The organism is Bombella pluederhausensis (assembly GCF_026385525.1).
Lineage (GTDB): Bacteria > Pseudomonadota > Alphaproteobacteria > Acetobacterales > Acetobacteraceae > Bombella > Bombella pluederhausensis.
Window position 1 is genome coordinate 676,676 of record NZ_JANIDY010000001.1, and the last position, 20,789, is coordinate 697,464.

Consider the following 20,789-nt stretch of genomic DNA (forward strand, 5'->3'; position numbering starts at 1 on the left):
TGGAATGCCCTGTACATAACAGGGCATTCTTCTGTCATCAGTTGCCGGTATATGTCCTGAGAATGGGCAGTCCGTTATCCCCCTGATGGAGGTTTATCAGCCCATTATTACGCCGTACTTTGGGAATGGATCCATCTTTAGGAGCAGGCTGGATGAGTGGCTCATTCGGCTTGTGGGCGTAATTGGGGACAAACTTGCCAGACTTGTCAGAGTAGGTTGCTTCTGTCCGCTGTTCTTCTGTCGGCATGGAGTGGAAAGCGGAGATGGGGCCCATAGGCCAGATTCCGGGTGCATCACGCATCGTGCCTTCAGGCTGCCGGGCACAACCACGTGTCAGCATGGAGCAGATACCGTCCTGGCCGATATATTCATCATCATCGCCAGCATAATGAATTTCTGCAACACGGTCGTGATCGATCCGCACCAGCATACGGCAGCTTGATCCAGCCCCGCCGAAAATGGACTGATAGGCGCTGATAGCCGCACTGGCCGGAATGACGCCAGAATTGGGCAGAGACGGAACAGACCGGGAAATATCGTATTCCCATACGGCCGTTGTGTCATTCAGCGCTTTGGTGGAGTTGGGAGAACCGGCGCAGGCCTGTAGATCATAGGTTGTCATGCCAATCATCTCATACTGCGCTTTATGGGCTTCATGAGCATCCCAGTAGCCACAGGCGGATAGCCCCACGGGCAGCAGGCAGGCAAGCCGGTACAGGAACTTCCGAAAGGTCATTCTTACTCCCATAAGAGCCGAAAGGCAGGTCATGGTCGGATGCTCTATCATGTTTCTCTTTCTGTCGGAAAGATGGGTTTTAGTATCGTGGCCAATGAGCTAGAGAGGGAAGGCGCTTTTTCCCTTTATGGAGTTTGTTTTATGGCCGATATTTCCGCTGCTGAAATTCCTCGTTTACAGACAGCGCTGCGGCGCCTGCTAGGCTCGCCGGAGCTTACGGTGGAAGTACCACCACGTAAGGGTATGAGCGTGGAAATCGCAGTAGCTGGTGAGGTCGTAGGAACCGTTTATCGTGATGAAGACGAAGGCGAAGTGTCTTATGCCATTAATATGACCGTGCTGGAAGAAGACCTGCCGCCAGCCTAAGACAGGTCAGGGTTCTTCCAGAGCTATATGGGTTTGATAATGCCCTCCCATCTAGTCGTGATGGGAGGGCATTGTTGTTTTTGGTAGGAAGCTATCAGTCCAGAGGAGCGCAGCTACGTTTCAGCCATGGGTGCAGTTCATCTTCGAGAAGGGGAAGAAGTTTCTGTTGCACGATAGCGTGATACTGGTTCAGCCAATGTTTTTCCTCCTGTGTAAGGAGGGTTGCATCAATGAGCCTGCGATCAATAGGGGTGTGCGTCAGAACTTCAAATTCCAGCCAGTGGCGGGCTGAATCTTTCTGGGGGCTCTCCTGGACAAGCAGAAGGTTCTCAATACGGATGCCATAGGCTCCAATTTCATAATAGCCCGGCTCATTGGAGAGGATCATACCCGGTACAAGCCCGGTTGGCCGTGGCGCCACCGAAATGGACTGTGGCCCTTCATGGACGGAAAGATAACTACCAATGCCGTGCCCTGTGCCATGATCGAAATCCAGCCCTTCATTCCAAAGGGCGGAGCGGGCAAGGGTATCCAAACGATATCCCGGCAACCCCATGGGAAAGCGCTGCCGACTGAGCGTGATGTTCCCTTTGAGAACGGCCGTAAAGGCACATCTTACGTCTTGGGGAGGTTCTGCCGGTCCGACCCAGATGGTACGGGTGATGTCGGTGGTTCCGAAAGGATATTGCGCCCCGCTATCGACCAGATAGACGCTATTCTCCTGAAGGACACTGTCCCGTCCTGCTTCAGCCCTATAGTGGGGATAAGCCCCGTTAGGGCCTGCGGCTGAAATGGTCTCGAAGCTGGGGCCCTTATAGTCTGGGGCCAGTTTACGAAATGCTTCCAGTTTGTCGGCTAGTTCAGTCTCGTGGTGGCCAGTACCGTTGCCCTCAAGCCAGTGGAGGAAACGGGCCAGAGCAATACTATCCAGTTTGTGGGCCCGGCGATTGCCCTCCTGTTCCACTCTGTTCTTTATCGCCTTGGGTAGAGAGCAAAGATCAGGACCATCAACCTGATGAACACTCGCTTCTTCCAAAACCATTTGGAACCAGATGGGCGTTGTTGCCGGGTCTAGCCTCACCGTTTTTCCGGACAAGCCCTTCAGGTATTTAGAAAGGGATGAGGGCGGCTGAAGGTGAATTCCAGAATCTTCTGGTTCATCCTGAAAGCGAGAAGCTTCTGCAAAGATGTCGGCCGTGCCATCTGCATGAAGAATGCCATAGGCGTGGGCTATGGGCGTCATGGCAATGTCGCTGCCTCGAATATTGAGCAGCCATGCAAGAGAGGAGCAGTCTGCCAGAATCATGGCGTCCTGTTCGGCTGTGCGAAGCTGTTGGGCGAGCCTATCCCGTTTGCTGCGGCTTGTCTCGCCTGTCAGTTCAGGAGGGTGATGATGGATCGGTCTGGCAGGAGACGCAGGCTGGTCGGACCAGGCAAGATCAATCGGGTTATTTTCAAGCGGGATGAGCTGGAGACCGGCTGTCTGCCAGCCCTTTAGTTCTCGCTGGCTGACCAATCTGGGATCGTATCCGATACGCATTCCCTTGGCTTTCTCGGACAGCCATTTTTGAGGTGGATAATGTCCGCTATGGCGGGTCTCCCATAGGTCTTCAGGCGCCTGCTCGGCCATCTGCACAGTATAGCGTCCGTCTGAGAAGACACAGCCTTCGGTCTCAAGGAGGATGGCTAGCCCGGCGCTGCCCGTAAAGCCTGTCAGCCATGCCAGCCTTTCCGCATGCGGAGCAACATATTCCCCCAGATATTCATCGCCACGTGTGATGATGAAACCGGATATATTCAATGCGTTGAAATGCTGTCGGACGAGAGCGGGACGCTCTTTCAGAGGAATGGACGAAAGAAACACGGGCATATCCCATCAGATCGTGTGAACAGGAAGAAAAGCAGGTTGGATCAGGCGGGCTTCCGTAAGATCAGCGTGCTCCATGGTCCCTCTTTGAGCTGTTTCTCCAGCACGAGGCCTTGTCTTTGATGTGCCACAAGAACCATGCGGGCTTGTGTGTTGAGAAGCCCGGCAAGGATCGCCGTACCTCCGGCCTGTAGATTGGTCGCAAGGTCTTTTGCCATGCGGCAGAGAGGGCGGGCCAGAATATTGGCAAAGACGAGGTCATAAGGTGCTTTCTGCCGGACGGCTTCCGTGTGCCAGCCATTGCCGAAACGGCAGTCCAGCAGAGGCCCCAGGCCATTCAGTTTGGCATTGGAGGCCGCTACACGGACTGACCATGGTTCAATATCCACGGCCAGTACGGGTCTATGGAACAGTCGTGCGGCAGCCATGGCCAGAATGCCGGACCCGCAACCCATATCAAGAATTTTCTGCGGGTTGCGATGAGCGATTAGCTCTAGCGCTCGCAAACAGCCACGGGTCGAGCCATGTTCGCCTGAGCCAAAGGCAATACCCGCATCCAGAGTGATATTCAGCCGGTTGGAAGAAGGCTCATCTTGCAGATGTGTACCACGGATGCAGAAGCGGCGGCCAACATACTGGGGTGGAAAGGCCTCCTGTGTCCGGGCAAGCCAACCCTCTGCCTCGGTGTTATGGCGTTCCAGTGGGGCGTCAACGCCTGTCATGGCACGGACAAGGGCGAGGGAACTTTCCAGCTCCTCCTCGTTCTTGCCACGCTCTTTTACGGCTTCCAGCCGCCAGTAACGCTGCTCGTCATCTTCCTCAAACATGCCAACCGTATCGCAGACTCCCAGAAAGGCCTGTTCAAACAGTGGAACATGGGCTTCTTCCACGACAATGGACAGTGTTTCCAGAGCACGGGCATGGCGGGAGTTGATATGAGCGGGGGCAATAGGGCTCTGCTTCGTTTTCACGGTACGATCTCCACAAAACCGGCCATGATCCGTTTCAGGCCGACATCTTCAAAATTGACGGATAGCTGTTCACCATCCAGAGCAACGACAGTTCCTTCACCGTAGCGTTTATGGCGGATGGTGGCGCCAAGAGGGATGGCGGGGCGGGGGGCTGCTTTTTTAGTGCCATAGCGACTGGAGGAAGGGCGGTTCATAGAAGGCCGTGGCGAACGGTTGAAGAAGGAGCCGGAACGTTGAGCCTGTTGGGAAACCGTGTGTCGCACGATCTGATCTTCAGGCAGCTCATCAATAAAACGGCTGGGGAGGGAATCCTGCCAGTTGGCATAGATGCGCCTGCTGGCTGCATGGAGGATGAAAGCCCGTTCTCGTGCACGGGTGAGGCCGACATAGGCCAGCCGGCGTTCTTCTTCCAGCGCCTGATTCCCTCCTTCATCCAGAGAACGCTGTGACGGAAAAATGCCTTCTTCCCAGCCGGGCAGGAACACTGTGGGGAACTCCAGCCCCTTAGCAGCATGGAGGGTCATGAGGCTGACCCTGTCTTGTTCGTCCTGAGCCATGTCGCCATCCATGACAAGCGCAATATGCTCCAGAAAGGCGTCCATGGTGGGGAACTCGCCAATGGCACGCAGCAGCTCCCGTATGTTGTCCAGACGGCCTGCCGCTTCAACGGTTTTGGGGTCGTCACGCCACATGGTGAGATAGCCGCTTTCTTCAAGAATGGTTTCCGTAGCTATGACATGACCGTCTTTTGACGTGATTTCCCGTGCATGGGAAAGAGCCGCCATGAATTCACCAAGGGTTGCGGCATTCTTGCCTTTGACAAGCCCCTGATCCAGCTGTTTCTGAAGTGTCTGCTGTAGGGAAAGCCCAGCCTCTTGAGCTGCTAGGCGGAGGCGGCTGAGGGCGACATTCCCAAATCCCCGCTTGGGGAGGTTAACGATACGTTCAAAGGCCAGATCATCCAGCGGATAGAGAACAGCCCGCATATAGGCAATGGCATCCCGGATTTCGGCCCGTTCGTAGAAACGAAGCCCGCCAATGACCTGATAGGGAATGCCCATCCGCATGAGGGAGTCTTCAAAAGACCGGGTCTGGAAGCCTGCCCGCATCAATATGGCCATGCTGCCATAAGCGTGCCCCTGCTCATGTAGAGTCTGGATGCGGGCGCCTACGATGCGGGCTTCATCATCTGAATCAGGGGTACTGATGACTTCAATAGGGTCACCATCCACATCTGTCCGACCGGGCTGGAGGGTCTTGCCTAGCCTGTCCTCATTATGGGCAATGATCTGTGAGGCGGCGCTGAGGATACGGGGGGTGGAACGGTAGTTTTTCTCCAGCCGGATGATGGTGGCACCGGGAAAGTCTTTTTCAAACCGCAGAATATTGGCGATATCAGCCCCCCGCCATGAGTAGATGGACTGGTCATCATCCCCCACACAGGCAATATTAGCGGGCTGTCCATCTTTTCGCCGGGCCAGAAGGCGTAGCCAGAGATACTGGATGGCATTGGTATCCTGATACTCATCGACCAGAATATAGCGGAAACGGCTCTGGTAGCGTTCCAGCACTTCAGGATGCTGCCTGAAGATTGTGACCATGTGCAGCATCAGGTCCCCGAAATCGCAGGCGTTCAGCTCTTTCAGACGGGCTTGATAAGCGGCGTAGATGGCTCGGACTTGCCCGTTGGCGAGCTCAGTATCCTGTGCCGGTGTTATGGCATCAGGCAGAAGGGCTCGGTCCTTCCATAGCTGGATCTGGTGCATGATCCGTGCTGGTGGGTAGCGTTTGGGGTCCAGCCTCCATGGTTCCATAACCTGCTTGAGCAGGCGTATCTGATCATCCGTATCAAGAATGGTGAAGTTGCGTTCCAGCCCAATGAGGGCAGCATGCTGACGGAGCATGCGGACGCAGAGAGAATGAAAAGTCCCCAGCCATAGATTTTCCACGGGTCTGTCGAGAATGGCGCTGATGCGCTCTCGCATCTCTCTGGCAGCTTTGTTGGTGAAGGTGACAGCGAGTATCTGCTCTGGCCAGGCGAGTTGCTGGAGCAGAATATGAGCGAAGCGTGTCGTCAGAACACGGGTCTTGCCTGTTCCGGCGCCTGCCAGAATGAGCAGAGGGCCTTGTGTTGTTTCAACGGCAAGGCGCTGCTCTGTATTCAGTCCCTCCAGATAATCGGGACCGGAAGGGGAAAAGCGGGGGGAAAAGAGATCATCAACCACAATTATCTGATATAATGCGGCTTCAGCCCAATAGCTAGGACATAAGCTGAGATTGTGAGCAAGGCAGACTCATCACGCCACGGGCATAGGGCCCGGATGCGGGAACGTATTCTCACCCATGGTGCTGAGACGTTGGCGGATTATGAGCTGTTGGAAGTTCTGTTGTTCTATGCTGTTCCCCGAAGGGATACAAAGCCACAGGCTAAAGCATTACTGGCGGCTTTTGGGTCTCTGGGGAAATTACTGCAAGCGTCCCCTGCTCAACTGAAGGGACAGGGGTTAAGCGAGCGACTTATTACCCTGTTACAGCTGCCTGTCATTGCGGCTCGGTCTCTCATGGAAAGTGATGAAGATGTGCCACCTCAGTTGGGGAATGGTGAGGCTCTTTTACGTTATTTACGGGGGACGCTGCATAGAATGACAGAAAAGGCCATTGGGCTGATCTGTCTGGATAGTAATAACAGCTTAATTCAGGAGGAGATACTACCGGTTGGTGGCGTGAATGGGTGCCATCGTCAGATCGCTCGGACACTCCTCGCTTGTCATGCTACGGCGGTTATCATCGTTTATTATCATCCGCAGGCACCAGCAACAGCTTTAGCCCCTGAAGTGCGTGGTCTGAAGCAGGCTTTGCAGGCCCTTACGATTACCGTACATGAGGGCATTCTCATTGGTGATGGATGGCATGTCAGTATGAGTGAGGCAGGGTTATTGTAGGCGCATGAACGGCCCTTCCACACAGATACCGTCTCGTGAACAGATTTTCCGGCTGATATCTTCTTTCTCAGTAGCTGGGAAGGAAGCTCAGGCAGAAATGGAACGCAACCTGCTGAGAGATTATCCCTCGTTTACGGCTTTATTATGTGCCCAGCAGAAGGATAGTCAGACGATCCTCCGGAAATCTGTCTCTTTATCGGTGTTATGTGCCGTGCTGAAAGAATTAGCGCATCGTTATGGTCGTGCGCTTTTGCCAGAAGGTAATCTTATGGAACAGCCTGAGTTGCTGCGGGATTATCTGATGGTTCATATGGCACGGGAGCGGGTTGAACAGTTCCGCCTTTTGTTCCTTGATGAAAAGAATTGTCTCATACGGGATGAGCTACAGAGTAGAGGCACGATCAACCACGTATCGGTTTATCCGAGGGAAGTGGCCAAGCGTTGTCTGGAACTGAAGGCTGAACGTCTCATCATGGTTCATAATCACCCTGCGGGGCAGACAATGCCATCCCGGGCGGATGTTGTGATGACGCAGCATATTGAAACTGCGCTGAAAGTAATTGATGTGGTTCTGGTGGACCACTTCATCATTACAAGAAAAGCCCAAACCAGCTTTCGCCAGCTTGGGCTTTTGGCAGAACAATTTTGAATGGTACCGCAGTGGGTCAGTCAAGCGCTGGTTTATAATGAGTCAGCACCATGCTGCCCGGCATTCCCCCACGAGGGAAGATGCGGTTTACATGCCCCATCTTCCGGCCAGGACGGGCCTCCTCTTTGCCATATAGATGAACTGAGGCGTTTTCTTCCCGAAGGATCTCCGGAAGAAGGGCCATGTCATCAGGGCCGATCAGATTGTGCATGTAGGCATCGGAGTGGCGCCGGGCAGGTGGTAGGGGGAGACCGGTTACAGCACGGATATGCATTTCAAACTGATCCACGAGGCAGGCGTTCATGGTCCAGTGGCCAGAATTATGCGGGCGGGGTGCTATTTCATTGACCAGTAGCTGGCCATTCTGCTCTTCGAACAGCTCGACCCCCATGATACCCACCAGCTCCAGCTTTTCGGCAAGCTGTGTTGCCAGTGCCTGCGCTCTTTCTGCCAGATCGGGCATGACCAGAGCAGGGGCGATGGAAACACGTAGGATACCATCCCGGTGATGATTTTCTGCTACGTCAAAACAGCGGACGGTGCCATCTGTGCCACGGACCACCATCACGCTGATCTCACGGGCAAAATTTATCTGCTGTTCTGCAACCAGAGGATAGGGGAGCTGGTCAGCCTTGGTCAGGATATCCTGAAAGGCGGCTTCATCAGCCAGACGGAACTGACCTTTCCCGTCATAACCAAAGCGGGTTGTCTTGAGGATGCAGGGGAAACCAAATGAAGGCAGGTCCTTCAGCCCTTCAGGCCCGGTGATTTCCCGCCATGGCGCAACAGGAAGACCATGAGACTGCAGCATGGTCTTCTCTGCAATGCGGTCTTGGCTTGTTTCCAGAATATGACCGGAAGGATGCACCGGGCAGAATTGGGCTAGATGTTTCAGCCCAGCTGCGCTGATATTTTCAAACTCGAACGTGATGACATCGCAGGAGCGGGCAAAGCCTTCCAGACAGGTGAGATCATCATAAGAACCCACCGTGAGCTTGGCAGATGTCTCAGAAGCTGGACTGGGTGTGCTATCGGAAAGGATATGAACCTTATAGCCCAGTCGTGCGGCCGCCACAGCGGACATACGACCAAGCTGGCCCCCACCAACAATACCGATCCATGCGCCGGGCTGTAATGGCTTGTCCCTCATCAGACCGGGGCCTCCGCAACAGCGGCAGTCTGGTCGGCGCGGAAGGCTTCGAGGCGCTTAGAAATTCCGTTATCGGAGAGGGACAGGACGGAGGCGGCAAGCAGTGCTGCATTGATGGCGCCTGCTTTGCCAATGGCCAATGTTCCTACGGGTATGCCTGCGGGCATCTGAACAATGGAAAGAAGACTATCCTGTCCCTTGAGTGTCCGACTTTCGACCGGAACCCCGAAAACGGGCAGAGAGGTCCATGCGGCACACATCCCCGGTAGATGGGCTGCCCCACCAGCCCCAGCTATGATGACTTTCAGGCCACGCTCACGAGCCGTTTTCGCATAATGAGCAAGACGATCCGGTGTTCTGTGAGCGGAAACAATCCGGACTTCGTAGGCAATGCCCAGTCGGTCCAGATGTTCACAGCCATGCCGCATGGTTTCCCAATCGGACTGGCTGCCCATAATCACGCCCACTGAAGGTTTTGGTGAGGCATTCATGATAATCTTCTCCGTTTTCTCAGAAACCGTTGCTTGTTTCATCGTGAGAACGGAAAAGACTGTTGGGGTCAATGTCCCCATGATCTTCCTGGAGGGGTTTGCCTTCCCGGACAAGACGGTCATTAGCGGCCTGTACGGCAGCGTTCAGGTCTGTCTGAGTGCAGAGACCAAGAATGACAGGATCACGAGGTTTGATGTTGGGGCTGTTCCAGTGCTCACGGTTGCGGATTTTGGCAATCGTGTCCTTGGTGGTACCGAGCAGGCGAACGATCTGCGTATCGTTCAGCTGAGGGAACTGACGGAGCACGAAGGCAATTGCATCCGGACGGTCATGCCGCTTTGCTACTGGGGTATAACGTGCGCCCTTGGCGCGGCGTGCCACAGGATTAGGTGTTGCAATCAGCTTGAGACGTGCGGAAGGGTTGGCTTCGCAGCGTTTGATCTCAGCCTCGGTCAGCTGATTGTTCTTGATGGGGTCATAACCATTGATCCCACCACCCACTTCACCATCCGCAATGGCCTGGATTTCCAACGGATGCATCCCGCAGAAAATGGCGATCTGGTCGAAGGTAAGGCCGGTCTTTTCAATAAGCCAGACGGCGGTCGCTTTCGGCATCAAGGGCAGGGTCATGTCAATGCAGTCCTTTGCAGAGCGATAATATGGTCCGGCATCTGGCAGGGCCGGGCCACTCTGAAAAAGAATCACCCGCCACCCTCATGAGGGGCGGTGCCTGCGCAATGCACGACATTGCCGCCAAAATGCTCCAGAGCGTATGAGAGGTCAAGATGAGAAACGGAAGGATAGAAAAAGAAAACCCTCCACCTCCAGAAATAGGAGGGGAGGGCTTATTCTTTTCAGGGCGTCCCGAATAGGCAGAAGGTCTTACTTCTTAATGTTGCCAATACCGGAGAAACGCTTGTTGAACTTGGCAACCTGGCCCCCTGTATCCAGAATACGCTGGACGCCAGTCCAGGCCGGATGGGTCTTAGGGTCAACGTCCAGGCGCAGCTTGGCGCCAGGCTCGCCGTAGCAGGAACGGGTCTTGTATTCGCTGCCATCAGCCATCACGACTGTGATTTCATGATAGTCGGGGTGGATGCCGGATTTCATAATATTTCCTGAACCTAAAAGAAAGAGCTCCGATACCGACCGGAGCAGACGGTGCCCTCATAAAGGATTTTGCCTGTAAAATAAAGTCTGGGAGCCATTCTTTTTCATCATCCTGTAAAGGTTAAAAACCTCATACAGTTTTGCCATAGTGCGCTATATGTTATGATGAGACCTGAATCACGGACCGTAAAATGCCTGCCAACGGTCTTTGTTCTCTATTTTTTGGAAATAGGATTTGTATGAGTCTTCTCAAAACACCCGGTTTTAAATCACCTGGCTGGCTCACTGACTTCCAGAAATTCATCATGCGTGGGAACGTGGTGGATCTGGCGATCGGTGTGGTGGTTGGTGCTGCATTCAGCTCCATTGTCAGTAGTGCCGTGAAGGATATCCTGACCCCGGTTCTGGGATGTCTGACGGGTGGTGTGGATTTTTCCAATGTCTTCATTACTCTAAAGGGCCCTGTGAAGGCGACTTTAGCAGAGGCGCAGAAGGCAGGGGCCGTAACCATCAATATTGGGCTGTTCCTCAACGCTGTTATTCAGTTTCTGATCATTGCCTTCTTCATTTTCTGGGTGATGCGGTTGATCAGCAAGCTGCACCGTAAGGAGGAGGCTAAGCCTGCGGCTCCACCGCCGCCTTCCAAGGAGGAGGTGCTTCTGACAGAGATTCGCGATATTCTGGCGGCGCGTTCATCAGAAACATGAGCTGTTTTTCGTTCGTAAAAGAAGCGGGACGTTGCCTTACGATAGGCGGCGTCCTGATGGCTGTGCTGTCCGTTCGAGAGGTGAAGGCAGATGATGCTGCTTTTGGGGTGCCGTTGTCCCCTAATGCGCATTTATATTCCTATTTCATCATCAATGGGATGGCTCGTGGTGCCTTTCTGATGGGACGATTGCATCAGAAAGATATGCCCACCCTCATTCAGATGGATGAGCAGACGCGAAAAGTGATGATTCACAATCTGGATTCCCAGACCATTCGTTCGGATTTTAAGGCGGATCAGATACTGACCCGTTATCTTAGCCTTATTCAGAAGTGACGGTTTGAGAGGGTATAGGGTGTATAAAAAAGGGGGCTTTAATGAGCCCCCTTTTTCATATGTCAGCCTTCCTTGCGAAGTCTTTTCTGCCCCATCAGGAGCAGAAGCGGTGCGGCAATGAAGATGGAGGATGATGTTCCAACAACAATGCCGAACAGCATAACCGTAGCGAAGCCGGTCAGAGTACTTCCTCCGAATAGGGCCAGTGGGAGCGCTGCCAGAAAGACCGTCATGGAGGTTCCCAATGTTCGGTTCAGCGTCTCATTGATGGAAAGGTCCAGCAGTTCCTTCAGGGGCATGGTGCGGTATTTACGCAGATTTTCACGCACACGGTCATAAACCACGACCTTGTCGTTCGTGGAGTAGCCCAGAATGGTCAGCAATGCTGCCACCATAACGAGATCAAACTCGAAACGTGTGACGACCAGAAAACCAATGGTTTTGGTCAGGTCCAACACCAGCGTGATGACGGCGCTCAGGGCAAATTCACGCTCAAAGCGGAACCAGATATAGATGAGGATCATGCCAAGGCTGAACAGGAGGGCCAGCACGCCATCCCGGAATAGCTCTGAGGAAACAGAGCCACCAACAGCATCGGCTCTCTGAATCTGCACACCGGGTACGGCCTGCACAATGACAGTTCTTACATGATCTACCAGCTGTTGGGTAACGTGCTCATCTTCACCACCACGGGGTAGGTTAATAGCGATGCGCATATCCTGCGGTGATCCAAAAGATTGTACGGATGCCGCATTGATATGACCAGCTTTGAGGATGGCCCTCATATGAGCAGGGTCTTCTGCAGTGGGAGAATGTGTTTCCACAATGACGCCACCACGGAAATCGAGCCCCAGATTAAGACCTGGTGTGAAGAATAGGATCACCGAGGCGATGGATAGAAGGGCAGAGATGATCAGACCGGCATGGCGTCCACGCATAAAGTGGATCTGTCGGTCATCACGTACGAAACGGAGAAGGGGACGAGAAAACATGATGATTAGACCGGCAATTCCTGTGGGCGTTTATGGGCGTACCAACGGACAATCAGCATGCGTGAAAGAACCAGTGTGGTGAACAGCGTGGTTGCAATACCGATGGTGATGGTCAGCGCAAAGTTCCGGACGGCACCTGTGCCAAAGACAAACAGCATGACATGGGCCAGAAATGCCGTGGCATTACTATCAATGATGGTACCTGTAGCCCGCTGGAACCCTGCCTGAAGGGCCTGAAGGGGTTTACGCCCCTGACGGACTTCTTCACGGATACGCTCATTGATGAGAATGTTGGCATCCACGGCCATGCCGAGGGTCAGCAGAATACCAGCCATACCCGGTAGGGTGAGTGTTGCCTCAAAGAGAGACAAGATTGCCAGAATCATAATGAGATTGGCAAAAAGGGCAATATCTGCATACAGGCCGAAGCGGCCATAGAATAGCAGCATAAAGAGCACGACCAGCACGAAGCCGACTGTGAGGCTGATGACGCCTGCATGAATGGAGGCCACGCCAAGGCTCGGGCCGATGCTTCTCTGCTCTACAACGGTAAGCGGAGCGGGAAGGGCGCCAGCACGCAGCAGCAAGGCGAGGTCGGAGGCGGAGCGGGCTGTGAAATTGCCGGTAATGATTCCCCGGCCAGCCGTGATGGGGCCATTAATGACAGGGCTTGTTAGAACACGACCATCAAGAACGATAGCAAATGGCTTGCCGACATTCTGCGTTGTGATGCGTGCAAAATCGTCTGCGCCTTTATTATCAAATTTCAGTTCAACAACCCATTGGTTGTCACTCATGGTAGCGGCTGCATCTGCCAGGTTGGCGCCATCAACGTCAATTCGGTCTTCAACGGCAATCTCTCCACGACCCTCCGGCAGAGGCAGCATCGTTGCGCCCGGTCCGGCATGGGTTGGGTCTGGAGCGACCAGATGGAAGGTCATGCGGGCTGTTGTGCCCAGTAGAGACTTAATGCGTTGAGGATCGCTGATGCCGGGCAGTTCCAGCACGATGCGATCTTCACCTTCACGGGCAATACTGGGATCAATAGCGCCGGTGCTATCAATACGGCGCCGAACGATCTCAATAGACCGTGAGACGGCTTCGCGAGCCCGGTTGCGAATGGACTCTTTTGTGAGGCTGACGACAAAATGGCCATCTTTTTCACTAATGGCTAATTCGCCTGGGGTAGAAGGTGTCAGGTCTTCCAGAACCTTCCGATCATTGTCCTTTTCACTTTCAGCACGAGGAGTGACTAAGACGGAGGTTGTGGCATCATCACGCTGGATAGCACCATAGCCTAGATGAGCGCTTAACAGGCCCTGACGGATTTCGCCTTCAAGTGACTGGAGACGGTCATGCTGGAGTGTCTTTGTATCCAGCTGCAACAGGAGATAGGAGCCCCCTCGCAGGTCAAGACCGAGATGCACTTGATGCCATGGCAGGGACTGTGAGGGAGATTTTATGAAGTTGGGGAGGCAGAGAAGGGCACTTATCAGGCAGATACCCACCACGCCCAACATCCTGAGGCGGCTATAATACAACATAGGGGGTTAGAGAACCTCAAAAAACGTGGAAAAAGAGGCCAGAACTAATCTCGCAGATGGGTGCGACCATGCCCTTTTAAGTATTTTATTGCAACCATTATGCAGGGCTGGGTGGCGTCTTGCACAACCTTGCACCAGTGCTATGATTCCGATGATGAAAAAGAGACAGACCCTTGATGTGGCAATTGTAGGGGCCGGTTATTTTGGCCGTTTCCATGCTTTGCAGGCTACCCGCCATGAACGTGAAAATCTGGTCGGTCTTTATGACCCGGACCATGACCGGGCCCTTGTTGTGGCTAGAGAGGCGGGGACATCAGTTTTTAGAGATTATGAGAGCCTGTTAGCGCATTGCGAAGCGGTCATCATCGCTTCACCAGCAGAAACCCATTATCATCTGGCGAGACAGGCACTGGAGGCCGGGTGTCATGTTCTGGTGGAGAAGCCTCTTTCATCGACAGGATGCGAAGGTGAAGCGCTGGTACGTTGTGCAGAGGAAACGGGGCGTGTTCTTCAGGTAGGGCATCTTCTGCGTTATTCGGCAGAGCATCATGCCATCAGCACCCGCATTAGGCATCCTCTTTATATCGAGGCAACACGGATTGCCCCCTATAAGGAGCGGGGCACAGATGTTTCGGTTGTGCTGGACCTGATGATTCATGATCTTGATTTCATCCTCTCCCTTGTGGACAGTCCGATCCTGCATATTGATGCTATGGGTGCTGCTGTTTCCAGTGCCCATGAGGATATCGCGAATGCCCGTGTGCGTTTTGAAAATGGATGTGTTGCGTCCATCACGGCCAGTCGTATTTCTCTCAAAACAGAACGGAAGATGCGTCTGTTCGCACAAGAGGGGTACCTGTCTGCGGATTTTATGAGTCGAAAGCTGGTGTTTATCAACCGTTATGAGGGGATGCCTTTGCCCGGCGGTAATGGCTTCCGGCGTCAGAGTGTTCACTGGCAGGATCATGACAATCTTGCGGCCGAGCATGATGCCTTCGTGGCGTCCTGTCTGGATGGTGCGGCCGTGACTGTTGACGGGAAGGCGGGGCTTAGAGCTCTTGACGCCGCCCTGAGAGTTGGAAAAGAGATACGGGCTGCGCAGGACATGGTTCGGCGTTCGGGCCTGATTGATTGAGAAGGGATATCTTTGTGGACGTAACTGAATATACGCATCAGATTAATGCGATAAATCCATATCTCAGCCTGCTCATTTTTGCGTTTTTGATGCTCGCTATGCTGGCACTGTATTTTCTGCCTAGCATCATAGCTATCGTAAGGCATCATCCGCAGAAATGGTTGCTGGTTGCGTTGAACGTTTTTTCCGGCTGGACAGGTATATTATGGATTGGTCTGCTTATCTGGTCTCTGTGGTCAAAAGAGCAGCTGGTCTCTTTTCAAGACAAGCAGGGATGGGGACCGTATCAGGCTCATGACAGGACGCAGTCCTTCGGCGGCACGTCTGCTGATACGATGGAACAGCTTTATCAGATGAAGGAGCGTGGCGCCCTGACGGAAGCTGAGTTTTCCAAAGCTAAGGAACGCCTCATCAACAAGCTTTGATAGGGGGCTTCTCTCCGGCCTTCTGATGTAGGTCGGAGAGAATAGGGTGTCGTGTGGGTGGCGTCAGCCTTCCAGTTCTTCCCGTTTGCTTTCTAGTTCAACCCAGCGTTCCTCTGCTTGACTGAGTTTCTGCTCGGTTTTTTCCAGTGTTACCGTAATCTTTTCAAACCGTACGGGATCACGATTGTAAAGCTCCGGATCGGCCAGAGCGTTCCGGCAGAGGGTGGCGTCCTTTTCCAGTTTTTCCATGAGTTCAGGCAACTGGTCGAGTTCCCGCTGTTCCTTATAGCTCAGCTTGGCGGCTGCCTTATTCGTGGGACGGGAAGAAGCGGGTTTGTCACCTGCTGAGGATGCAGAGTCTTTCTGCTGCCTCTCCGCTGGGGAACGTCCTTTACGCTGGGCCAGCATGTCGGAATAACCACCGGCATATTCAATCCAGCTGCCATCTCCTTCAGCTACAAGAGTGGACGTTGCCAGTCTGTCTAGAAAATCACGGTCGTGGCTGACAAGAAGAACCGTACCGGCATAATCGCCGATCATGTCCTGCAACAGGTCTAGAGTTTCGAGGTCCAGATCGTTGGTAGGTTCGTCCAGTACGAGAAGGTTGGAAGGGCGGGCAAGGGCGGCAGCAAGAGCAAGACGGCCTCTTTCCCCACCGGAAAGATGGCTGACAGGTGTGCGGGCCTGTTCGGGGCGGAAAAGGAAGTCCTTCATGTATCCGATGACATGACGTTTCTCCGTCCCGACCTGTACCATTTCCCCATGCCCATCCGTCAGGAAGCTGGCAACGCTCTGGTCGCCATCCAGAGCACTGCGCTGCTGGTCCAGCGTGACCATTTGGATGGAAGGACTGCGGCGGATTTCACCTGTCTGTGGTTCCATGTCACCGGTCAAAAGGCGGAGAAGGGTTGTCTTGCCGGCACCGTTGGCACCGCAGATGCCCAGCCGGTCTCCCTTGGTGATTTTCAGTGTCAGGTCATGGATGAAAGAACGGTCTGGATATGACCAGCCTATTTCCTCGGCAGCGATAACGATCTTGCTGGTATTCTCAGCTTCACTTACGTCTAGTTTCAGTGTGCCCCTCTGGCGGGAGGCGATGTCACGCCGTTCGGCACGCAGAGCGGCGAGTTCGGCAACACGGCGGACATTCCGCTTTCGGCGGGCCGTGACACCGTAACGCATCCAGTCTTCCTCACGGGCGATCTGACGGTCAAGCTTGTGTGCGGCCCGTTCAGCCAGTTCGATCTGTTCGTCACGCCATGATTCGAAATGGGCAAAGCTGGCATCAAGCCGCTGGGTAGTGCCTTGCTCCAACCAGATGACGGCTTTGCATAATGTTTCCAGAAAACGTCGGTCATGACTGATGATGACCATACCTGCACCAGAAGCAAGAAGCTCTCTTTCCAGCCATGCAATGCAGGGGAGGTCCAGATGGTTGGTCGGTTCGTCAAGAAGAAGGAGGTCTGGTTCGGTTGCCAGTGCACGAGCTAAAGCGCTGCGCCGGGCTTCCCCACCGGAAAGGCTGGCGCATGTCTCATCGCCACTCATGCCCAGCTCGCTCAACATAGCACGGGCCCGGTAATGGGCTGTTTCAGCAAGGCCGGCCGTTACATAGTCGAAAACGGTCTTCCATGCGGAGAGGTCAGGTTCCTGCGGAAGGTAATGAACCTTCAGTCCGGGCTGAAGGAAGCGGTCGCCACTATCCTGTTCCAGCTCTCCGGCTGCAATGCGCAGCAGGGTGGATTTGCCAGACCCGTTCCGTCCGACAAGGCACAGCCGTTCGCCAGACATGACGGAAAATCCGGCGCCGTCCAGCAGGGGCCGGCCGCCCAGTGTGTAGGAGATGTTCTGGAGATTGAGAATTGGTGCAGACATGCGTCTGATGTGAGGAAAATAGAGAGGATTTGCAATACAAAACAGGCTGAAGGAGGAGAGAAAGATTTTTCCGATGGAAAACTTTCATTCTGTCTGTTTTTCTTTTTCCATCTTCGCCTGTATATGTCTCCGCATGAAGGCAGACAAGAAGATGCTCAAAGGCTGGGTACGGCAGCAAAATCGCGCCAATCGTCCAGCTACCATGATATTGGCCCTGATAGGGATGCTGAACGTCCTTGTCGGAATGATCCTGATATGGAGCCTTGCCTCCATTCTCGCACGACTTCTGACAGGGGGACAGGGTCTGGATTTCCGTTATCTGGGACTGTTCATTCTTGCCTCCGTTCTTCGTGTCCTGCTGGGGTATGCTCAGGAGCTTCTGGCCGTTGCCAGTGGAGAAAAAGCCCGTAAGCGTCTGCGCCGTGAACTGCTGGACCGTTTCTTTGCTCAGGGACCGTCACTGCTTCGGCATCAGCATAGTGCCTATCTCGCCTCTATGTTGACGGATCGTGTTGAGGCTTTGGAGGGATATTTCTCTCGGTGGATGCCAGCCTCTGCACTCTGGGTCGTGGCGCAGTGGTCTGTTGTGCTGGTTGTGTTCTGGCAGAATCACAGGGCTGGTCTCATTCTTGGTGGGTGCTGCCTTTTCCTGCCTGTCTTTCAGGCTGTTTTCGGTATTGCCACGGCTGTGGCATCCCGGCGTCAGATTCTGGCTCTTAACCGTCTTCAGGTTCGTTTCCTTGACCGTATCCGGGGCATTGCGACCATCGTGCTGTCCGGAAATGCAGAGAAAGATGCGCAGGCTTTAGGGCATGCTGCTGACGAGCTGCGCCAACGTACCATGAAGGTGCTGCGTGTGGCTTTTCTAACGTCTGCTTCAACAGATATTGCGATGATTGTAGCTCTGGTCTGGATCGTGATTGATCAGCGCCATGGCCTTCTTCATGTCGGTTCCGTGCCGCAGACAACAGCTATTCTATTCGCTGTTCTTATGGTTCCGGAAGCCTTTGCGCCGTTCAGGGCTCTGTCCGCCGCCTATCAGGATAGGGCACAGATTACCAATAGCGGCGAAGCCATACAGAAACTTCCAGCCCTGCCAGTCTCTCAGGGAATAAAGACGGCTACTCATCAGTCTGTCCCTCAGCGGTCAGACCGTGGGATAGAGCTGAACGTAAGAGATATTTCTTATAGATGGGTAGAGGATCGCCCTCTGGCTCTGGCCGATGTGTCATTTCATCTCAAGGCTGGAGATATTGCTCTTTTGACGGGCCTTTCCGGTGCTGGGAAGTCAACTCTCATAGAGATGCTTCTGGGATTCATCCGGCCTTTACAGGGAGAAGTGCTGCTTGGGGGCGCTGATCTTCAGGGATTGAAACCGGCAGATGTGACCCGTCAGATTAGTTGGATCGGACAGAAGCCCGTCATTTTTGCGGGTACGTTGCGGGACAATATCATGTTTGCCGCTCCGGAGGCTTCCGAGGCGCAGCTTCGGGCGGCTCTGGAAGCATCATCAATTACGGACTACCTGCCTCTTTTGCCTGATGGTCTGGACACTCAGTTGGGTGAACGAGGGTTTGGCCTCTCTGGTGGGCAGGCTCAGCGTATTGCCATTGCCAGAGCATTCCTGAAAGATGCGCCTTTGCTCATTATGGATGAACCTACAGCTCATCTTGATCCGGCAACTGAGAAAGACATTCTGGTTGCTCTGCGGCGGCTTCTGGATGGGCGAACGGCTCTGATTTCTACCCATTCTCCTCAGTTCCATAATATTGGTGAGACGGTGCGTCTTGTCATGGAAAAAGGGCGGATTACGGCACAGGAGACATTGTCATGACGCAGCTGCGCCCCTTGTGGAACGTATGGAAAGCTCGCTGGGCTCGCCTCCTGATCGGACTTCTTCTGGCTGAACTGTCAGTCTGTTCAGTCTTTCTCCTTATGGGGCAGACAGGCTCCCGGCTAGGGTTGATTGCTGTTGGAGCTGCGGCTGCCTTCGGTATTCTGCGGTTTGCGGGTGCAGCCCGTATCATCCTGCGTTATCTGGAACGTCTAGCAACGCATGATGCTACCTTCCGGGTGCTGGCTGATATCCGCCTCTGGTTCTATCGCCGGCTGGCTCATGGTGCTGCGGCAGGGTTGGGATTTCGGCGTTCTGGTGATTTGCTGTCACGCCTTGTTTTAGATGTTCAGAGTCTGGACAGTCTTTATCTGCGCATTCTGGTGCCACTGGCCACGGCTCTGCTTAGCTTGCCGATTGTTATTCTGGTCTGTCTGAAGGGAAGTGTGCTGCTGGCCATTTGTGTTGGCGTCATTTTCTGTCTGACGGCCTTTGTTCTTCCGGCCTTCATGGCAAAACTGTCCTATCGTTGGGGACCAGAATTGCAGCGGACGCAGGCTGAGATGAATAATCAGGCCCTTGATCTTGTAGGGGGTATGCGTGAGCTGAGAATCTTCGGGCAGGAGGAAGCCGCTACTAAGCGTTTCCTGGATGCAGAGAGTGCCTTTTATACAGCACAAAGGCAGCAGGGACGGGCCATGGCGCATATTCATGCGCTCTCGCTCTTGCTGACACGGTTGGGTGTCATTTGTGCTCTGGGGGGCTGCGCCGGGCTGTTCTTCCCTAAAGAACAGGCAGTAGTGGGGATTACCGTTCTTTTTGTGGTTATGACGGCATTGGATAATGTTGTGGATTTGCCACGTGCCGGTCTCCTGTTCGGGCAGGTGCGTCATGCTGCTGAGCGTGTAGCAGAAGCGACAGTTGTACCGGAAGGTACCCCTGATGAGGGAACGCTGCCTGTGCCGGCTGGGTCTGAAATTGAGGTCAGAAATGTCACGTTTGGCTGGACAGCAGAGCGGACGGTTCTGAAGAATATCAATTTCAGGCTTCGGGAAGGTGAACGGGCTGCACTGATCGGCCCCTCAGGTGCGGGTAAGTCCAGTCTTGCGGCTCTACTGCTTAAGGTTGTCTCTCCTCAGGAAGGGGAGATCATTCTTGGAGGTGAGGATATTGCCGACATCAGCACAGAGGCGTTGAGGAGTCGGGTTGCTTGGTTGTCTCAGGCAAGTCATTTATTTGATGATACAATCCGGTCCAACCTTCTTCTGGGGCGTGAGCATCTATCTGACGAGGCTATGTGGGTAGCTTTGGAACAGGCGCAGATCGCTGACTTTGTTCGCTCTCTGCCGGATGGTTTGGATAGCTGGATTGGCGAAAATGGGTCGCATATTTCTGGTGGACAGGGGCGGCGTATTGCTCTGGCCAGAGTTCTTCTGTCTGATGCACCCGTCCTGATCCTTGATGAGCCGGGAACAGGGCTGGATGTGGAAACGGAACGGGCTTTTCTTGACACGCTAAACAGTCTTGACCGTTCCCGTACCATTCTTCTTATAACACACCGTCTGACAGGTGTTGAGCAGCTGGATCATCTCTGGATGCTGCAAGATGGTGTTTTGAAGTCTCATGCTCTGTGATGGGGGGAGTGTTTTTACTGCCCCT

The 20,789-nt window shown here is 53.9% G+C and carries 20 protein-coding genes; 9 read left to right on the forward strand and 11 right to left on the reverse strand.

From position 1 onward, the window contains the following. Window positions 1-37: 37 nt before the first annotated feature. Entirely contained in the window at window positions 38-787 is a 750-nt protein-coding gene (locus tag NQF86_RS03050) for a hypothetical protein (RefSeq protein WP_323670741.1), read from the reverse strand. A gap of 90 nt (window positions 788-877) precedes the next feature. Between NQF86_RS03050 and NQF86_RS03055 the strand changes: the two genes are divergently transcribed. After that, a complete protein-coding gene (locus NQF86_RS03055; protein ID WP_266116125.1) occupies window positions 878-1,102 on the forward strand; it encodes a DUF3126 family protein in 225 nt (74 codons plus the stop codon). Between the two features lie 94 nt (window positions 1,103-1,196). On the opposite strand, the gene NQF86_RS03060 is transcribed toward NQF86_RS03055, so the two are convergent. Genes NQF86_RS03060 through NQF86_RS03070 form a run of 3 tightly spaced genes read right to left on the reverse strand, consistent with a single transcriptional unit; the run spans window position 1,197 to window position 6,165 of the window. Continuing rightward, window positions 1,197-2,972 (reverse strand): aminopeptidase P family protein, encoded by a 1,776-nt coding sequence (locus NQF86_RS03060; protein ID WP_407652845.1) that lies wholly within the window; start codon window positions 2,970-2,972, stop codon window positions 1,197-1,199. 41 nt (window positions 2,973-3,013) lie between these two features. Beyond that, window positions 3,014-3,919, reverse strand: a complete 906-nt coding sequence (locus NQF86_RS03065; protein ID WP_266116453.1) for a 50S ribosomal protein L11 methyltransferase — start codon at window positions 3,917-3,919, stop codon at window positions 3,014-3,016. 17 nt (window positions 3,920-3,936) lie between these two features. Further along, window positions 3,937-6,165, reverse strand: a complete 2,229-nt coding sequence (locus NQF86_RS03070) for an ATP-dependent helicase (protein ID WP_266116126.1) — start codon at window positions 6,163-6,165, stop codon at window positions 3,937-3,939. 54 nt (window positions 6,166-6,219) lie between these two features. On the opposite strand from NQF86_RS03070, the gene NQF86_RS03075 reads away from it, so the two are divergent. After that, on the forward strand, window positions 6,220-6,882 hold the full coding sequence (locus tag NQF86_RS03075) for a JAB domain-containing protein (protein WP_266116127.1): 663 nt from the start codon (window positions 6,220-6,222) through the stop codon (window positions 6,880-6,882). A 4-nt stretch (window positions 6,883-6,886) separates the two neighbouring features. Next, window positions 6,887-7,531 (forward strand): JAB domain-containing protein, encoded by a 645-nt coding sequence (locus NQF86_RS03080; protein ID WP_266116128.1) that lies wholly within the window; start codon window positions 6,887-6,889, stop codon window positions 7,529-7,531. A 16-nt stretch (window positions 7,532-7,547) separates the two neighbouring features. On the opposite strand, the gene NQF86_RS03085 is transcribed toward NQF86_RS03080, so the two are convergent. From NQF86_RS03085 to rpmE, 4 genes are all read right to left on the reverse strand, one after another. Then, window positions 7,548-8,681 (reverse strand): 5-(carboxyamino)imidazole ribonucleotide synthase, encoded by a 1,134-nt coding sequence (locus NQF86_RS03085; RefSeq protein ID WP_266116129.1) that lies wholly within the window; start codon window positions 8,679-8,681, stop codon window positions 7,548-7,550. Beyond that, window positions 8,681-9,172 (reverse strand): 5-(carboxyamino)imidazole ribonucleotide mutase, encoded by a 492-nt coding sequence (gene purE / locus NQF86_RS03090; RefSeq protein ID WP_266116130.1) that lies wholly within the window; start codon window positions 9,170-9,172, stop codon window positions 8,681-8,683. The genes NQF86_RS03085 and purE overlap by 1 nt, the downstream gene beginning before the upstream one ends. A gap of 19 nt (window positions 9,173-9,191) precedes the next feature. Beyond that, a complete protein-coding gene (locus tag NQF86_RS03095) occupies window positions 9,192-9,803 on the reverse strand; it encodes a DUF1013 domain-containing protein (RefSeq protein ID WP_266116454.1) in 612 nt (203 codons plus the stop codon). A gap of 252 nt (window positions 9,804-10,055) precedes the next feature. Continuing rightward, window positions 10,056-10,283: a 50S ribosomal protein L31 gene (gene rpmE, locus NQF86_RS03100; protein ID WP_077395507.1), complete on the reverse strand. Its 228-nt coding sequence runs from the start codon at window positions 10,281-10,283 to the stop codon at window positions 10,056-10,058. Window positions 10,284-10,522: 239 nt separating this feature from the next. Between rpmE and mscL the strand changes: the two genes are divergently transcribed. Both mscL and NQF86_RS03110 read left to right on the forward strand, forming a co-directional pair. Continuing rightward, window positions 10,523-10,990, forward strand: a complete 468-nt coding sequence (mscL, locus tag NQF86_RS03105) for a large conductance mechanosensitive channel protein MscL (protein WP_266116131.1) — start codon at window positions 10,523-10,525, stop codon at window positions 10,988-10,990. Continuing rightward, the gene (locus NQF86_RS03110) at window positions 10,987-11,325 is read left to right on the forward strand and encodes a hypothetical protein (protein ID WP_266116132.1); all 339 of its coding nucleotides are present in this window, start codon (window positions 10,987-10,989) and stop codon (window positions 11,323-11,325) included. Before mscL ends, NQF86_RS03110 begins: the two co-directional genes overlap by 4 nt. Window positions 11,326-11,387: 62 nt before the next feature. On the opposite strand, the gene secF is transcribed toward NQF86_RS03110, so the two are convergent. Both secF and secD read right to left on the reverse strand, forming a co-directional pair. Then, entirely contained in the window at window positions 11,388-12,317 is a 930-nt protein-coding gene (secF, locus tag NQF86_RS03115; RefSeq protein ID WP_266116133.1) for a protein translocase subunit SecF, read from the reverse strand. Between the two features lie 5 nt (window positions 12,318-12,322). Beyond that, a complete protein-coding gene (gene secD, locus NQF86_RS03120; RefSeq protein WP_266116134.1) occupies window positions 12,323-13,861 on the reverse strand; it encodes a protein translocase subunit SecD in 1,539 nt (512 codons plus the stop codon). Window positions 13,862-14,015: 154 nt separating this feature from the next. Here secD and NQF86_RS03125 point away from each other — a divergent pair, with 154 nt between their 5' ends. Together NQF86_RS03125 and NQF86_RS03130 are read left to right on the forward strand one after the other, a co-directional pair. After that, window positions 14,016-14,996, forward strand: a complete 981-nt coding sequence (locus NQF86_RS03125) for a Gfo/Idh/MocA family protein (protein WP_266116455.1) — start codon at window positions 14,016-14,018, stop codon at window positions 14,994-14,996. 14 nt (window positions 14,997-15,010) lie between these two features. Beyond that, on the forward strand, window positions 15,011-15,421 hold the full coding sequence (locus NQF86_RS03130; RefSeq protein ID WP_266116135.1) for a superinfection immunity protein: 411 nt from the start codon (window positions 15,011-15,013) through the stop codon (window positions 15,419-15,421). Window positions 15,422-15,484: 63 nt separating this feature from the next. Here NQF86_RS03130 and NQF86_RS03135 read toward each other — a convergent pair whose 3' ends face one another. Beyond that, the gene (locus NQF86_RS03135) at window positions 15,485-17,296 is read right to left on the reverse strand and encodes an ABC-F family ATP-binding cassette domain-containing protein (protein ID WP_266116136.1); all 1,812 of its coding nucleotides are present in this window, start codon (window positions 17,294-17,296) and stop codon (window positions 15,485-15,487) included. Between the two features lie 73 nt (window positions 17,297-17,369). On the opposite strand from NQF86_RS03135, the gene cydD reads away from it, so the two are divergent. Both cydD and cydC read left to right on the forward strand, forming a co-directional pair. Then, complete coding sequence (cydD, locus tag NQF86_RS03140) at window positions 17,370-19,130, forward strand: thiol reductant ABC exporter subunit CydD (RefSeq protein WP_266116137.1); 1,761 nt, start codon at window positions 17,370-17,372, stop codon at window positions 19,128-19,130. After that, on the forward strand, window positions 19,127-20,764 hold the full coding sequence (gene cydC, locus NQF86_RS03145; protein ID WP_266116138.1) for a thiol reductant ABC exporter subunit CydC: 1,638 nt from the start codon (window positions 19,127-19,129) through the stop codon (window positions 20,762-20,764). Before cydD ends, cydC begins: the two co-directional genes overlap by 4 nt. Window positions 20,765-20,789 lie beyond the last annotated feature (25 nt).

What these genes read in the sequence shown, in the direction of transcription:
- NQF86_RS03050 (WP_323670741.1), bottom strand. Translation starts at nt 787, where the DNA reads ATGATAGAGCATCCGACCATGACCTGCCTTTCGGCTCTTATGGGAGTA.
- NQF86_RS03055 (WP_266116125.1), top strand. Translation starts at nt 878, where the DNA reads ATGGCCGATATTTCCGCTGCTGAAATTCCTCGTTTACAGACAGCGCTG.
- NQF86_RS03060 (WP_407652845.1), bottom strand. Translation starts at nt 2,972, where the DNA reads ATGCCCGTGTTTCTTTCGTCCATTCCTCTGAAAGAGCGTCCCGCTCTC.
- NQF86_RS03080 (WP_266116128.1), top strand. Translation starts at nt 6,887, where the DNA reads ATGAACGGCCCTTCCACACAGATACCGTCTCGTGAACAGATTTTCCGG.
- NQF86_RS03085 (WP_266116129.1), bottom strand. Translation starts at nt 8,681, where the DNA reads ATGAGGGACAAGCCATTACAGCCCGGCGCATGGATCGGTATTGTTGGT.
- purE (WP_266116130.1), bottom strand. Translation starts at nt 9,172, where the DNA reads ATGAATGCCTCACCAAAACCTTCAGTGGGCGTGATTATGGGCAGCCAG.
- NQF86_RS03095 (WP_266116454.1), bottom strand. Translation starts at nt 9,803, where the DNA reads ATGACCCTGCCCTTGATGCCGAAAGCGACCGCCGTCTGGCTTATTGAA.
- rpmE (WP_077395507.1), bottom strand. Translation starts at nt 10,283, where the DNA reads ATGAAATCCGGCATCCACCCCGACTATCATGAAATCACAGTCGTGATG.
- mscL (WP_266116131.1), top strand. Translation starts at nt 10,523, where the DNA reads ATGAGTCTTCTCAAAACACCCGGTTTTAAATCACCTGGCTGGCTCACT.
- NQF86_RS03110 (WP_266116132.1), top strand. Translation starts at nt 10,987, where the DNA reads ATGAGCTGTTTTTCGTTCGTAAAAGAAGCGGGACGTTGCCTTACGATA.
- secF (WP_266116133.1), bottom strand. Translation starts at nt 12,317, where the DNA reads ATGTTTTCTCGTCCCCTTCTCCGTTTCGTACGTGATGACCGACAGATC.
- secD (WP_266116134.1), bottom strand. Translation starts at nt 13,861, where the DNA reads ATGTTGTATTATAGCCGCCTCAGGATGTTGGGCGTGGTGGGTATCTGC.
- NQF86_RS03125 (WP_266116455.1), top strand. Translation starts at nt 14,016, where the DNA reads ATGAAAAAGAGACAGACCCTTGATGTGGCAATTGTAGGGGCCGGTTAT.
- NQF86_RS03135 (WP_266116136.1), bottom strand. Translation starts at nt 17,296, where the DNA reads ATGTCTGCACCAATTCTCAATCTCCAGAACATCTCCTACACACTGGGC.
- cydD (WP_266116137.1), top strand. Translation starts at nt 17,370, where the DNA reads ATGGAAAACTTTCATTCTGTCTGTTTTTCTTTTTCCATCTTCGCCTGT.
- cydC (WP_266116138.1), top strand. Translation starts at nt 19,127, where the DNA reads ATGACGCAGCTGCGCCCCTTGTGGAACGTATGGAAAGCTCGCTGGGCT.